This window comes from Streptomyces sp. Ac-502, from assembly GCF_045222935.1.
Classification (GTDB): domain Bacteria; phylum Actinomycetota; class Actinomycetes; order Streptomycetales; family Streptomycetaceae; genus Streptomyces; species Streptomyces monomycini.
Genome location: NZ_JBHFFO010000001.1, coordinates 7652243 through 7666320, shown reverse-complemented (window position 1 = coordinate 7666320; position 14078 = coordinate 7652243). Strand labels below are relative to the sequence as shown.

The 14078-nt window shown below is 70.8% G+C and carries 8 protein-coding genes and 4 pseudogenes; 3 read left to right on the top strand and 9 right to left on the bottom strand.

Going from position 1 to position 14078, the window contains the following annotated elements; genetic code table 11:
• Positions 1-222: 222 nt before the first annotated feature.
• The 5 genes and pseudogenes from ACEXOX_RS34940 to ACEXOX_RS34920 all read right to left on the bottom strand — a co-directional run bounded on the left by ACEXOX_RS34940 (position 223) and on the right by ACEXOX_RS34920 (position 5281).
• Positions 223-878 (bottom strand): annotated as a pseudogene (locus ACEXOX_RS34940) (hypothetical protein).
• 66 nt (positions 879-944) lie between these two features.
• A complete protein-coding gene (locus tag ACEXOX_RS34935) occupies positions 945-1646 on the bottom strand; it encodes a ribonuclease HII (RefSeq protein ID WP_030020374.1) in 702 nt (233 codons plus the stop codon).
• A 334-nt stretch (positions 1647-1980) separates the two neighbouring features.
• Positions 1981-2886, bottom strand: coding sequence for an ADP-ribosylglycohydrolase family protein (locus ACEXOX_RS34930; RefSeq protein ID WP_406524883.1), 906 nt, complete (start codon positions 2884-2886; stop codon positions 1981-1983).
• Between the two features lie 11 nt (positions 2887-2897).
• Positions 2898-3556 (bottom strand): annotated as a pseudogene (locus ACEXOX_RS34925) (histidine phosphatase family protein).
• Between the two features lie 105 nt (positions 3557-3661).
• Positions 3662-5281 carry an ABC-F family ATP-binding cassette domain-containing protein gene (locus tag ACEXOX_RS34920; RefSeq protein WP_406524882.1) on the bottom strand — a complete coding sequence of 540 codons (1620 nt, stop codon included), beginning with the start codon at positions 5279-5281 and terminating at the stop codon, positions 3662-3664.
• A gap of 109 nt (positions 5282-5390) precedes the next feature.
• Between ACEXOX_RS34920 and ACEXOX_RS34915 the strand changes: the two genes are divergently transcribed.
• Entirely contained in the window at positions 5391-6101 is a 711-nt protein-coding gene (locus ACEXOX_RS34915; RefSeq protein ID WP_406524881.1) for a TetR/AcrR family transcriptional regulator, read from the top strand.
• Between the two features lie 230 nt (positions 6102-6331).
• Here ACEXOX_RS34915 and ACEXOX_RS34910 read toward each other — a convergent pair.
• Both ACEXOX_RS34910 and ACEXOX_RS34905 read right to left on the bottom strand, forming a co-directional pair.
• Positions 6332-6936: pseudogene (locus ACEXOX_RS34910) on the bottom strand (YdbC family protein).
• A 68-nt stretch (positions 6937-7004) separates the two neighbouring features.
• Positions 7005-8428, bottom strand: a pseudogene (locus tag ACEXOX_RS34905) (amidase).
• Positions 8429-8550: 122 nt separating this feature from the next.
• On the opposite strand from ACEXOX_RS34905, the gene ACEXOX_RS34900 reads away from it, so the two are divergent.
• Together ACEXOX_RS34900 and ACEXOX_RS34895 are read left to right on the top strand one after the other, a co-directional pair.
• On the top strand, positions 8551-9138 hold the full coding sequence (locus tag ACEXOX_RS34900) for a TetR/AcrR family transcriptional regulator (RefSeq protein WP_406524880.1): 588 nt from the start codon (positions 8551-8553) through the stop codon (positions 9136-9138).
• Between the two features lie 332 nt (positions 9139-9470).
• Positions 9471-9992 carry a TerD family protein gene (locus ACEXOX_RS34895; protein WP_406524879.1) on the top strand — a complete coding sequence of 174 codons (522 nt, stop codon included), beginning with the start codon at positions 9471-9473 and terminating at the stop codon, positions 9990-9992.
• Positions 9993-10213: 221 nt separating this feature from the next.
• Here the strand turns inward: ACEXOX_RS34895 and ACEXOX_RS34890 are convergent, their stop codons facing one another.
• Together ACEXOX_RS34890 and nrdR are read right to left on the bottom strand one after the other, a co-directional pair.
• The gene (locus ACEXOX_RS34890; RefSeq protein ID WP_406524878.1) at positions 10214-13084 is read right to left on the bottom strand and encodes a vitamin B12-dependent ribonucleotide reductase; all 2871 of its coding nucleotides are present in this window, start codon (positions 13082-13084) and stop codon (positions 10214-10216) included.
• A 118-nt stretch (positions 13085-13202) separates the two neighbouring features.
• On the bottom strand, positions 13203-13733 hold the full coding sequence (gene nrdR, locus ACEXOX_RS34885; protein ID WP_030020364.1) for a transcriptional regulator NrdR: 531 nt from the start codon (positions 13731-13733) through the stop codon (positions 13203-13205).
• Between the last annotated feature and the right edge of the window lie 345 nt (positions 13734-14078).

The following is a 14078-nucleotide window of genomic DNA, read 5'->3' as shown; positions in this document are numbered from 1 at the left end:
CGTTCCGCGGAACGGACGCACGTGACAGGCCCGCAGCCGTACGCCGCAGAACCGCGGCTCCCTTCGGAACCGCCACACAACGACGGACGGCGCACACCACGGCGCGGCACGGCCGGCGCACTGGAGGCGCGACGGCGCGCCGCGGCCCGCTGACGGTCCGCGCGCCCCGGCACGAGATGCCCGGCCGGCCCGTGGCCGCCGGGCTACCCCTGCTTGCGCCGGTCAGGCGTTCACGCCCAGGAGGGCGTTGATCCGCTCCGGATCGCCGCAGACGACCAGGAGCGCACCGGCCCGGGCCATGGCGGCGGGCAGAGCCTGGGCGACGGTCTGCTCGGCGCCACCGTTGACCGCGACGACCACGACGGGCCGCCCGGTCGCACGCTCGGCGGTGGCGTCCGCGTAGAACACGTCGTCCGCGGCATCCTGCTGCGCCCAGTAGGCCGCTTCGCCGAAGGACAGTTCGTGCGCGGCCCACGGGTGCATCTCACCGGTGGTGAGCACCAGGATGTCGCTCGGCGCGCGTCCGGAGTCCAGCAGCAGATCGACGGCCTCTTCGGCGGCGTCGAGCGCGCCGTTCTGCGGGGCCGGGATCAACTGGATCTGCGCTCCGGAAGCGGCGCCGGCGGCACCGGCGGTCGCAGTGGGCTGCTGGGGGCCCGGGCGCTGCGCCGGGGGAGCGCCGGCCGGCCCGCGGGACGGCGTGGCGGGTCCGGGCTTGCCGGGGCGGGCGCTGGCCGCGGGGGCACCGCGCGGAGGCGCGGGGCGGGGGCCGGGACCAGGAACAGGACGGGGGTCGACGCGGTGCGGCCGGCGGCCGGAGTTGCGCGGGGACCCGGGACACTCTCGTGAATCTGAGGCTCCTCGGGGATGAGAGGCATAAAAGGATGTCTATCAAACGTAGGTGCGGAACACGTCATCGGGTACCGAATTGATGCCCGCACCGCTCAGAAGTCGAAGCCGAGTTGGCCACCGGCCTCCAGAGCGGCTGCTTCGGGGGTGCTGCGCACCTTCTTCAGGTGACGCCAGCGGGGCAGGGCGTCCATGTAGGACCACGACACCCGGTGGTGGGCCGTGGGGCCGTACTCCTCCAGCGCCGTACGGTGCGCCGGCGACGGGTAGCCGGCGTTGTCCGCGAAGGCGAAGTCGGCGTGTACGCCCACCAGTTCACCCATCATCGTGTCGCGACGGACCTTGGCCAGCACGGAGGCCGCAGCCACCGCGATACAGGACTGGTCACCCTTGATGACCGTCCGGACCTTCCAGGGACCGCCGAGGTAGTCGTGCTTGCCGTCGAGGATGACCGCGTCCGGACGGACCGGCAGCGCCTCCAGGGCGCGTACGGCCGCGAGCCGGAGTGCCGCGGTCATGCCCAGCTCGTCGATCTCCTCCGGGGAGGCGTGCCCCAGGGCGTGCGCCGTGACCCAGCCGTCGAGCACTTCCGCGAGTTCATTGCGTCGCTTGGGTGTCAGCAGCTTGGAATCGGTGAGTCCGTCCGGTGGGCGGCGCAGTCCGGTGACGGCTGCGCAGACGCTGACCGGGCCGGCCCAGGCGCCGCGTCCGACTTCGTCCACCCCAGCGATGATCTTGGCGCCCGTGGTGGCGCGAAGCGATCGCTCGACGGTGTGGGTTGGGGGCTCGTACGGCATGGCGCCAGCAAGCGTACGCCTAATCGTGGCGGCCGTGCGCACCGGGTGCCGCCTGACCGTCCCGCTGCCATTGCCGATCATCCTTGGCACCCCTAGCGGAACGGGGACGCAGGGGCTGATCAGCGGCTTTGCGATCAGGCGCTTCCGGGAGGCGGCGCCTCAGGCGCACAGGCGCCCCCTCCCGGCGAGGGTAGATCAACTACGCGCCCGACGGGCATCCTTGATCTCCGGCCGCGGCTTGGCCCTGGTCCCCTGCGCCGGGCCCAGCCGGAGAGCCACGGCCCAGCCGACGCCCGGGCCTCCTCCCGCCACGGCACCGCCGGGCAGCCACGGATCAGCCCGAAAGCTTCGGGATCCAGCTCGGGAGCGGTTCCGTGCGGTCCGTCCAGTCCTGGGGCGGGGCGGCACCGCCGGCCGCGACGATCCCGCCCACAATGGCGCAGGTCGTGTCCACGTCTCCGCCCGCCTGCGCGGTGGCCCAGAGCGCCTGCTCGAAGTCACCGAGGTGACGCGCGGCGGCCCACAGCGTGAACGGAACAGTGTCGTGGGCGCTGGTCCGACGCCCACAGCCCAGCACCGCGGCGACCGTGCCGGCGTTGCCGTAGTCGAGCATGTCCCGGGCTCGCCGCAGACCGGCCTGTACGGCGCTGCGCGGGATCAGCGCCAGGACGTCGTCCAGGAGCGCCTCGGGGGCCGGGGTGCCGCCGGGGGCGGCGGCCAGCGCGGCCGCGGCGGCCACCGCCATCGCACCGACCACCGCCTCCCGGTGCTGGTGAGTGGTGTACGCGGAGATCTCGGCCTGGTGCGTCGCCTGCTCGGGGTCGTCCGCGTACCAGGCGCCGAGTGGGGCGATGCGCATGGCCGCGCCGTTGCCCCAGGAGCCCTGGCCGTTGAAGAGCGCCGAGGCCAGCTCGCGCCAGTCGCCGCCTTCCCGGACCAGCCGGAGCATGCGGTTCACGGCCGGGCCGTAGCCGCGGTCGAAGTCGTGGTGGTCGGCGAAGGACCGGGCGAGGGCGTCCTGGTCGATGCGGCCGTGGTCCGCGAGCACGGCGACGACCGAACAGGCCATCTCCGTGTCGTCGGTCCACTGCCACGGCGACGGCGGCAGCTCACGGCGTTTGAGGTTGGGGTAGTTGGCGGGAACGAAGAACTGGGAGCCGAGGGCATCGCCCAGGGAAAGTCCGCGCAGGCTGTCGAGGGCCCGCTCGAAGCGGTCTGCGTCACGGTGGTCGGCGCTCATCGGTGTGCACTCTAACCGGTGATGCCGTACGACTCCGGTTCACACCAGCGTTCGAACGGCCGGTCCAGCGTGTACCGGCCGTGCGGGCCGAGGAGCAGTGAGCGCCATTCCGCGTTGCCCGGGTTGGACAGGCACTCGAACTCCGCCACGGACCAGTGGAACCACCGCATGCAGAAGAGCCGCATGGTCAGCCCGTGGGTGACGATCAGGACGTTGGGCGGGTGGTCCGGTTGCTCGAAGCTGCGCCACAGGCTCTCCAGGAACGCGCCCACACGGTCGTACACATCGGCGCCGGACTCCCCTGTGCGAAGCGGTAGAAGAAGTGACCGTAGGCGTCGCGGTAGACCTTCTGCAGGCGTACGTCCTCGCGGTCCTGCCAGTTCCCCCAGTCCTGCTCGCGCAGCCGCGGCTCCTCCCGGACCCGGACCCGGTCCATGTCGAGACCGAGCGCCTGAAAGGTCTGGTGCGTACGGCGGTACGGCGACACGTACGCGGAGATCCCCTCGTCGCCGAACATCGCACGCAGCGAGCCGCCGGCCTCCTCGGCCTGCCGCAGCCCGTCCTTCGTCAGGCTCAGCGCGTGGTCGGGCTCCCGTTCGTAGACCGTGTCGTCGGTGTTCCCCTCCGATTCTCCGTGGCGGATGAGGACGATGCGTCGGGGCCGTGCCATGCCGCCACCCTAAAACGGTTGCTCTGTACATGCCTCATGCCCGGTACCCCGTTGCCGCCGGGGCAGGCACACCGTCACCGTCCGTTCCCCCTGGTCGCCCTTCGGTCACCGATCGGTGCACACCGCCCTCCCGGCCCGTATCTCACACCGGCGGCCGCCGAATCGGCGGCCGAGCAGCCGGTCGTGCGAGACGACGACCAGCGCACCTGGCCAGGCGGCGAGCGCCGCGTCCAGTTCCTCCACCAGGCCGAGTGCCAGATGGTTGGTCGGCTCGTCCAGGAGCAGGAGATCGGCGGGGCGGGCCAGCAGGCGCGCCAGGGCCAGCCGACGCCGCTGTCCTGCCGAGAGGGACCCCACCGGCACCTGCAGATCGCCCTCCCGGAACAGGCCGAACGACAGCAGAAGTTCGGCCAGCTCTTCCGGATCACCGGACAGGCCGCGGCCGAAGGCCGACAGCAACCGCTCCCGCGGCCGGGAGACCGGTATTTCCTGCGCCAGATAGCCGATACGCCCCCGTCGCACGACGGTGCCCGCATCCGGCTGCCGCACCCCCGCGAGCACCCGTAGCAGTGTGCTCTTCCCCGCGCCGTTGGCTCCGTGGACGAGCAGCCGCTCCCCTGCGGCGACGGTCAGCGCGTCCACCGTCAGCCTGTCCCCCACCCGTACGCCGTCCAGCTCCACCAGTGCGCCCTCCGTCTCCCCGGTCGCCGGGCCGGCACGGAAACGGAGGGGCTCGGGCGGCTTGGGCACCGGAGCCGCGTGCAGCCGGCGGAGCCGCTCCTGGGCGTTACGCACCCGTCCGGCCACCGATGCCTGGACCCGTCCGCCGGCTCGGTCGTACGCCATCTTGTTGTTGTCCTTGATCACCCGCCCCTGGGCGACGTCGCGCGCGGTGCCCGCCGCGAACTCCGTCAGCCGCGCCGTCTCGGCGCACCACTGCTCGTACTCCTGCTCCCAGCGGCGGCGGGCCGCGGCCTTGGCGGCGGTGAAGGTGCCGTACCCGCCGCCGTACCGGACGACGGTCCGGCGATCCGCGTCGACCTCGACGATCGTGCCCGCCACGCGTTGCAGGAAGAGACGGTCGTGCGAGACCGCGAGGACCGTGCCACGGTGGGCCGTCAGCGCGCCCTCCAGCCAGTCCAGCGCCTCCGCGTCGAGGTGGTTGGTCGGCTCGTCGAGCAGCATCACCTCGGGAGACGCGGCGATCAGACAGGCGATGCCCAGTCTGGCCTGCTCGCCGCCGGAGAGGCTGCCGAACGGCCGGTCCCGCCCCAGGTGCCCCACCCCGAGGCCGTGGAGCGCCTTGTCGACACGCGCGTCGGCCTCGTAACCACCGCGCAGTTCGAAGATTCCCAGCAGTCGGCCGTACTCCTCCATGTCCTCCGGTCTCCCGGCACCCAGGCACGCCTCCAGCGCGCGCAGTCGGCTTTCCATGTCACGGAACTCCGCCAAGGCCGCGTCCACCGCCTGACCGACCGTGCAGTCGGACGGCAGGTCGGGGACCTGACCGAGGTACCCCGTGCCGCCGTCGGCGGTCAGGACGACGCGACCGTCGTCCGGTCGTTCGAGACCCGCCACGATCCGCAGCAGGGTCGACTTGCCCGCGCCGTTCTCCCCCACGATGCCGACCCGGTCGCCGGGGCGCACCGAGAGGGAGACACCGTCCAGCAGAAGCCGGTCGCCGTAGGACTTGGTCACCTCGTGAAGCGAGATCTGCGTGGTCATGCGGGCCCCTGACTCGTCGGCGCGCACCGCACCGCGAACTCAAACGCTACGCTTGTAGCATTACGTCGATGATGACACAGCCGCCTCACTAACACAACAGGAGTTGCAGTTGCCCGAAGTTCCGGAGCCTCCCGCCCCCAGCCCCGGCACCCGTCGCCCGGGCGGGCGCACCGCCCGCACCCGCGCCGCCGTCCGCGACGCCGTGCTGGCCGGACTGGTCGAACACGGCTACCCCGGCCTCACCGTCGAGTACGTCGCGGAGCATTCGGGGGTGCACAAGACGACGCTCTACCGCCGCTGGGGCAGCCTCGAAGGGCTGCTGGCCGACGCGCTCGACCTGGCCGGTGAAGACAGTTGGACGCCACCAGACACCGGGTCGCTGGAAGGCGATCTGCGGGCGCTCGCCCGCGAGGTGGTGGAGTCGTTCACCGACCCGTCCACGTCGGTGTCCGGCTCCGCGATCATCGCGGCCGCTTTCCAGTCGCAGCGGGCCGCCGACGCGCTGAGCGCCTACTACGGGGAGCGCTTCAAGCGCTGCGAGCCCTTGGTGCGACGCGCGGTCGCACGCGGCGAACTGCCGGCCGCCCGAGAGGAAGACATCGACGCCGGAGCGCTTTCGCGCGCCGCGTGCGCACCGCTCTTCTTCCGCCTCTTCATCACCCGCGAACCGGTCGACGAGCACACGGCCGACCAGGCTGCCGCAGCGGCCGTGGCAGCCGCGCAAGCCGGAATTTTCACCCCGCCGAGGGACGCGGCGCGCGGCGCGTCAGACAGCGGCGCGAGCACATCGGAGGAGAGGGACGCGACCACACAGCCGTGAGCCGAGCGCCCGCGCAGCCCGGGAACCGGCCGCCGCGGCGAGGCGCGCGCCGGTGCTCGCCTCGCCGCGAGCAGAGGCACCCGTACCTCCGGAAGCAGGGACGCGCGCACCACCGGCCGGAGGGATGCGCGCACCACCGGAAACAGGGATACGGTGCGCGCACTCGGAAGCGGGGGGTGCATGCACCCCCGGAACCAGGGCGCGCACACCTCCGGCGGCAGCAGCGCCGCTCACACCGTCCACGCCGGTTCGAGATCGGCCACATCGCCCGTCACGGCACGCACATCGGCCTCCGTCTGCGCGCGGAGGCCGAGCCGCTCCACCCGCTCCGGCCGGTACTTCCCCCGCTCGGCCGCCGACTCCCACATCGACAGGATCAGGAACTCCTCCCCGGCGCGCGCCCCAGCAATCCGCGCAGCATCCCCGGGGAGCCCGCCATGGCCGGATTCCACACCTTCTCCTGCATCAGCATGAAGTGCTCGACCCGGTCGGCACGCACCTGGCAGTGCGCCATCCGCAGTACGTCGGCGTCGGCGAACACGGGCCGGAAGCCCACCTTCACGTCGAGTTCGTACTCGAACAGACGAACCCGGGCGTCCTTGAAGGTGCCCACCTGGGACGCCGCCAGCCGATCGTGCGAGCGCGCCATGAAGGAGTCGTAGAACGCCCTGCTCTCCCAGAAGGCGACCAGATGCGCGACCGACGGCCGGGTCCGGCTCCACCCGCCGCCCTGCCCACGGAAGCCCGGCTCACCGAGCAGCCCCGCCCATTTGCGCTGCCCTCTCTCGAACCCCCGGCGGTCCATGACCGTGCATCTAATCCACTTGACCAGCACCGCGCCATCGTACGGCCCAGCGGGGCCCGGCATCACCGCGCGTCACGCACCCCTCACCCCGAACTCCCCTACGGACGCGGGTCGATGGGAGTGATCACTCCGAGCCTCCGCTCAACGGCCTCGGCCGCCTCCAGGCACAGGTCCTCCCGGTAGGCGCGGCCGATGAGCTGCACGCCGTACGGGAGCCCCGCGACCACCCCGGTCGGCACGGCCACCGCCGGTACACCCACGAAGCTCGTGGCCGTGCACAGGCGCATCGCCCGTTGGACACGCGCGTGCCCCTCCTGGTCGCGCACCTCCAGCCCCGGCTCGAAGGGCGGCTCGGTGAAGACCGGCCCCAGCACCAGTGGATAGGTGTCCAGGAATTCGGCCCACGCCCGCTGGATGCCGAGCCGCACGCCGGTCAGGCGGAGGTATTCCGGCACGTCCGTCGGCACGGCGTCCCGTGCCTCCATCGACATCTCGATGTACCGATGCCCTTCCTTGCCCAGAAGGTTCCGCACCACGGGCCAGGTAGGGGCGAATTCGGCCAATGTCATACGGCCGTACACCTCCAGGGCTTCATCCAGACGCGGTACGTCCGGGACCTCGCACACCTCGTACCCGGCGTCGCGCAGCGCGTCAGCAGCGTTCTCGACCGCCTTGCGGACCGAGGGGTGCACCCCCGCGCCACCCGGGTCGGTGACCATCGCGATCTTCATCGGCCGCGGGAGCTCCGCACCGTACAGGGGCACCGCCACGGCCCTCGGGTCCCACGGATCGGTGCCGGCGAGCGCTTCGTAAGCCAGGCGCAGGTCGCCGACCGTACGGGCCAGCGGCCCGTCGACCACCAGCGTCTGTGTGGCGAACGCCGGATCCTCCGCGCCCATACGGTGGTCGGCGGGAAAACGCCCGTACGTGGGCTTCAGGCCCGCCACACCGCAGAAGGACGCCGGCATCCGCACCGATCCGCCGGAGTCGTTGCCCAGCCCGATCGCGGCCATGCCGCTGGCCACGGCGGCGGCGTCGCCTCCGCTGGTCCCACCCGGCGTGACACCGGACGCCCAGGGGTTGGCGGTGTCCCCGTACAGCTCACTGCGCGTGTGGACGCCCGCGAGAATGAGCGTGGGCATGTTGCTGTGCCCGATCGGTACGGCGCCCGCGGCGCGCAGCCGCGCCACCGGGGGCGCGTCGGAGTGCGCGACGTGGTGGCGGAAGCGCTCCGCGCCGTACGTGGTCGGCACCCCTTCGATGCCGGTGGTCTCCTTGACCGTGAAAGGCACCCCGGCGAGCGGCCCCGGATCCTCCCCGCGGCGCGCCGCCGGTCCACCGCGGCCGCGTCCGCGCGTGCCCGGTCGGCGAGGAGCTGCGTGACGGCGTTGACGGCCGGGTTGACCTCGGCGATCCGTTCCAGGTGGCGTTCGACCACCTCGACGGCGGTGACCTCGCCGCTTCGTACGGCGGCCGCCTGGGATCCGGCCGGCAGCTCCCACAGAGCCTGGTGCTTCCCCACTTCGCGCTCCCTCGTCCTTGGGTGTCCGCGACGGGCAGGCCGCCGCACACACGTTCCGATGCAAGTGCATCACATCGTACCCTTGTCATCGATACACACGCATCGGATTACGGGAGCGCCCCATGCCCAAGCAGGTGGACCACGAGAGCCGCCGCCGGCAGATCGCCGAGGCCGTCTGCCGCCTCGCCGATGAACACGGCCTGGAGGGCGTCACCCTCAGAGACGTGGCGGCGTGCGCCGACGTGTCCATGGGCGCGGTCCAGCGCTGCTTCCGCACCAAGGAGGAGATGCTGGTCTTCGCGCTCGGCCACATCGGAGGGCGGATCTCCGCCCGGGTGGCGGCACGGCTCGCCGAGTCCCCCGCACAGTCGGCCCGTACCGCGCTCGGACACGCGACCACCGAGATCTCCCTGCTGCGCCCCGAGCACCGGGCCGAGGCGCGAGTCTGGCTCGCCTTCGTCGCCCAGGCCGCGGTCAGCCCCGCGCTCGCCGAGATCCTGCGCGGCAACTACACCGGCCTGCACAGCCTGTTCACGCGCCTCATCGCCGAGGCCACCGCGACACCCGACGCGGAGCGCGAGGCGCGCACCCTGCTCGCCCTGACCGACGGCCTGACCACCCACGTCCTGGTCGGCCACCTCGCCCCGGAGGCGGCGCTCGACGCGCTGGACAGCCACTTGGTGCGACTTTGGGGCGACATGGCCGCCTGACCGACCCTTCGCGCTCACAGGACGCGGCCCGCGGCCCGCGTCCTACCGTTCCCCGCCCGGCGTCAACTCGCCGCCTACGACGGCCGTATCGCGGCGCGGCCACACAACGGCCCTGACCAGGGCTTCAACCGTCGCCCGCCCCGACGCGCGTACTCCGTACGGGTCACTGATGGAACTTCAGTCCTACCCAACACGTCGGAGTAGCAGTACGCGTACCAGTCCTGCCGACCGGACGGCGTCGCCCCGACCGCCGGGGCAGGGCTTGCGGAGCGTGACACCATTGGTGGAACGCCTTGCACAGCCCGGGAGTTGCAACACCGGAAGGGATCTCTGTGAGCAGCCTCAACAAAGGGATCGGCAAAGTCGAAGTGACCCTCAAGTGGGACCCCAGCCCCGCGGGCACTCCGGCCCACGACCTGGACCTCATCGCCGCGACCTACACCAAGGACGCCCCGCACGGGGCACCCGACTACCTCGTGCACTTCGACAGCCGCTCGCCCGACGGCACCATCGTCCTCAGCCGTGACAGCCGCACCGGCCTGGGCTTCGGCACCGACGAGGCTCTGGTGCTGGAGCTGAACCGGCTGGCGGGCACCTACGCGCGCGTGGTCGTCGGCGTGGCCATTCAGCAGCGTGGCGGACGCAAGACGTTCGGGGAAATAGCCAATACCGCCTTCCGCGTCAACGAGGGATACGACGAACTGGCGGCGGGCGACTTCTCGGTGGTCGCCGGAGCCACCGCGGCGGTGATAGCGGAATTCGAACGGAACGAGTCGGACCAGTGGCGGTTCCATTCTTCCGTACGGGGCTTCGACACCGACCCGGAAACGTTCGTCACGGTCATGGGTGCCTGAATGTCATGAGTGCCTGAAAAACCGCACCCGCCGAGGTGTCGGTGAAAACGCCGTCGGACGCCGGACGGCCACCGGCATTCCACGGAACCCTGCGAGCGGCCCCGCGCAGACCGGGCGACCCGCGCGGTCCGGGCACGAAGTCCGGGCACGAAGACGCAGGGTGGGGAACCGGAATTCCGGTTCCCCACCCTGCGTCAATCAGTCACCCGAGGGTGCCGGTGTCAGCTGCACCCGCTGGTCGAGCCGCAGCCCTCGCACAGGTAGCAGCTGCCCGCGCGCTGCATCTTCGTGCCGCAGGAGAAGCACAGCGGAGCGTCGGCGTTGATGCCGAGCTGCATTTCCACCAGTTCCGCGTTGGTGTGCGCCTGCTTGGGGGCCGGGGCAGCGGTCTCCTCGACGACCTCGGCCGTCGAGGACGCGGCCGACTCCGGACGGCGCGGCGCCGACTGGGCCAGGCTCTCGACGTCCAGCTCCTCCTCGTCGACCGGCTCGTACGAACCGGTCTCCAGGTGGCGCTGACGCTCCTCGACGGAGTGGATGCCGAGCGCGGAGCGGGTCTCGAAGGGCAGGAAGTCCAGCGCCAGGCGGCGGAAGATGTAGTCGACGATCGACTGCGCCATCCGCACGTCCGGGTCGTCCGTCATGCCGGCCGGCTCAAAGCGCATGTTGGTGAACTTCGAGACGTACGTCTCCAGCGGCACGCCGTACTGGAGGCCCACCGAGACGGCGATGGAGAAGGCGTCCATCATGCCCGCGAGGGTCGAGCCCTGCTTGGACATCTTCAGGAAGACCTCGCCCAGACCGTCGTCCGGGTAGGAGTTGGCGGTCATGTAGCCCTCGGCACCGCCGACCGTGAAGGAGGTGGTGATCCCGGGACGGCCCTTGGGCAGACGCTTGCGGACCGGACGGTACTCGACGACCTTCTCGGCCGGCTTCTCCTCGGCCTTCTTCTCCTCCTTCTTCTTGGCGGAGAGCGGCTGGCCGACCTTGCAGTTGTCGCGGTAGATCGCCAGGGCCTTCAGGCCGAGCTTCCAGCCCTCGAAGTAGACCTCCTCGACCTCTTCGACGGTGGCCGACTCGGGGAGGTTGACGGTCTTGGAGATCGCGCCGGACAGGAACGGCTGGGCCGCCGCCATCATCCGTACGTGACCCATGGCCGAGATGGAGCGCTCGCCCATGGCGCAGTCGAAGACCTCGTAGTGCGCGGGGTCCAGGCCGGGGGCGTCGATCACATTGCCGTTGTCGGCGATGTGGGCGACGATCGCCTCGACCTGCTCCGGCTGGTAGCCGAGCCGCTTGAGCGCCTTGGGGACCGTGTTGTTCACGATCTGCATGGAGCCGCCGCCGACCAGCTTCTTGAACTTGACCAGGGCCAGGTCCGGCTCGACGCCCGTGGTGTCGCAGTCCATCATCAGGCCGATGGTGCCGGTGGGGGCCAGCACGGAGGCCTGCGCGTTGCGGAAGCCGTTCTTGTCGCCGAGGCGGATGACGTCCTGCCAGGCCTCGGTGGCCGCGGCCCAGACCGGGGTGTCCAGGTCGTCCATGCGCTTGGCGGTGCCGTTGGCGTCCGAGTGCTGCTTCATGACGCGCTTGTGGGCGTCGGCGTTGCGGGCGTAACCGTCGTACGGGCCGACGACCGCGGCCAGCTCGGCGGAGCGCTTGTAGGAGGTGCCGGTCATCAGGGAGGTGATGGCACCGGCCAGGGCGCGGCCGCCGTCCGAGTCGTACGCGTGACCGGTGGCCATCAGCAAGGCGCCGAGGTTGGCGTAGCCGATGCCCAGCTGGCGGAAGGCGCGGGTGGTCTCACCGATCTTCTCGGTGGGGAAGTCCGCGAAGCAGATGGAGATGTCCATCGCGGTGATGACCAGCTCGACGACCTTCGCGAAGCGCTCGGCGTCGAACGACTGGTTGCCCTTGTCGTCGTCGCGCAGGAACTTCATCAGGTTCAGCGAGGCCAGGTTGCACGAGGAGTTGTCCAGGTGCATGTACTCGCTGCACGGGTTCGAGGCGGTGATCCGGCCCGACTCCGGCGAGGTGTGCCAGTGGTTGATCGTGTCGTCGTACTGGATGCCGGGGTCGGCGCACGCCCAGGCGGCCTCCGCCATCTTGCGGAACAGGCCCTTGGCGTCGATCTCCTCGATGACCTCGCCGTTCATCCGGCCGCGCAGGCCGAACTTCGAGCCGGTCTCGACGGCCTTCATGAACTCGTCGTTCACGCGGACCGAGTTGTTGGCGTTCTGGTACTGGACGGACGTGATGTCGTCGCCGCCCAGGTCCATGTCGAAGCCCGCGTCGCGCAGGGCGCGGACCTTCTCCTCCTCCTTCACCTTGGTGTCGATGAAGGCCTCGACGTCCGGGTGGTCCACGTCCAGGACGACCATCTTGGCCGCGCGGCGGGTGGCGCCGCCCGACTTGATCGTTCCGGCGGACGCGTCGGCGCCGCGCATGAAGGAGACCGGACCCGAGGCGTTGCCGCCGGAGGACAGCAGCTCCTTGGAGGAACGGATGCGGGAGAGGTTCAGGCCGGCACCGGAGCCGCCCTTGAAGATCATCCCCTCTTCCTTGTACCAGTCCAGGATCGAGTCCATGGAGTCGTCGACGGAGAGGATGAAACACGCGCTGACCTGCTGCGGCTGCTTCGTGCCGACGTTGAACCACACCGGGGAGTTGAAGCTGAAGACCTGGTGGAGCAGGGCGTACGCCAGCTCGTGCTCGAAGATCTCGGCGTCCGCCGGGGAGGCGAAGTATCCGTTCTCCTCGCCGGCCTTCGTGTACGTCTTGACGACCCGGTCGATGAGCTGCTTGAGGCTCGATTCCCGGGTGTCGGAGCCCACCGCGCCGCGGAAGTACTTGCTCGTGACGATGTTGACCGCGTTCACCGACCAGAACTCGGGGAACTCGACGCCACGCTGCTCGAAGTTGATCGAGCCGTCGCGCCAGTTGGTCATGACGACGTCACGGCGCTCCCACGCCACCTCGTCGTACGGATGCACGCCGGGAGTGGTGTGGATGCGCTCGATGCGCAGACCCTTGCTCGCCTTGCTGCCCTTGGCGCGGGAGCCTCGTGCCGGGCCGCTCGTCGTCTCTGTCATTCCGCCTCCCTGTACGGGCAAACGCCCATATGTGCGCACTTGTTCCGTGGCACGGTGTGTGTCTGTCTGGCACCAGGGCGCCTGCATTTGCCCTGGTCAGGTCTGTGATGTGCCGATCTCAGTCGGCGGCGGTGGCGGGCACCGGGACCGCCGGCTGTCCGGCGCCCCCTTCGCACCCGCACTCCCGCGCGGGCGGACCCTGCTCGCTCTGCTCCCGCAGCTCGGCGATGGCCGCCTCGAAGTCTTCCAACGAGTCGAAGGCCCGGTAGACGCTCGCGAAGCGCAGGAACGCGACGAGGTCGAGTTCCTGCAGCGGGCCCAGTATGGCCAGCCCGACGTCGTGGGTGGACAGCTCGGCGCTGCCGGTGGCGCGCACGGCCTCCTCGACCCGCTGCCCCAGCTTGGCGAGGGCGTCCTCGGTGACCGGCCGGCCCTGGCACGCCTTGCGCACGCCGGCGATCACCTTGTTGCGGCTGAAAGGCTCGGTGACCCCGCTCCGCTTGATCACCATCAGGGACGCCGTCTCGATGGTCGTGAAGCGGCGGGAGCAGTCCGGGCACTGGCGGCGCCGGCGGATCGAAGTGCCGTCGTCGGTGGTGCGGCTGTCGACCACCCGGCTGTCGGGGTGCCTGCAGAAGGGGCAATGCATGAATTCACCCTCCTCACCCTCGAAAATTACGGTCGTACGCCCATGGTCCCGGCGTACGGCTGATGACCTCCGGGCCGCCCTCACGGGCCCCTCGGAGCGACCCCAAGCATAGGCGATCCCCGGAGCCCCGGAAGACACCACCACCACAACTTCTAGGTGGCTGTAGTCATCAAAGCACTACATGTGGTGTCGGGAGGTCATCCGCGTCCCCAGCGTGTCGTGGCGGGGCGGGCCGTCGGGGGCCACTGGCAGGGCCGTCGACGAGGGTACGGGACAGGACCCTGGGGCGGGCCCGGCGGGGCGGGGATGACAGAATCGGCACGTCGTGGCGCCCGGAGCGCGCCC

Bases quoted from the DNA above. Each gene is read 5' to 3' on its own strand.
- ACEXOX_RS34935 (WP_030020374.1), bottom strand. From the start codon at position 1,646: ATGCCGTACGAGCCCCCAACCCACACCGTCGAGCGATCGCTTCGCGCC.
- ACEXOX_RS34900 (WP_406524880.1), top strand. From the start codon at position 8,551: ATGCCCAAGCAGGTGGACCACGAGAGCCGCCGCCGGCAGATCGCCGAG.
- nrdR (WP_030020364.1), bottom strand. From the start codon at position 13,733: ATGCATTGCCCCTTCTGCAGGCACCCCGACAGCCGGGTGGTCGACAGC.
- ACEXOX_RS34890 (WP_406524878.1), bottom strand. From the start codon at position 13,084: ATGACAGAGACGACGAGCGGCCCGGCACGAGGCTCCCGCGCCAAGGGC.
- ACEXOX_RS34920 (WP_406524882.1), bottom strand. From the start codon at position 5,281: ATGACCACGCAGATCTCGCTTCACGAGGTGACCAAGTCCTACGGCGAC.
- ACEXOX_RS34930 (WP_406524883.1), bottom strand. From the start codon at position 2,886: ATGAGCGCCGACCACCGTGACGCAGACCGCTTCGAGCGGGCCCTCGAC.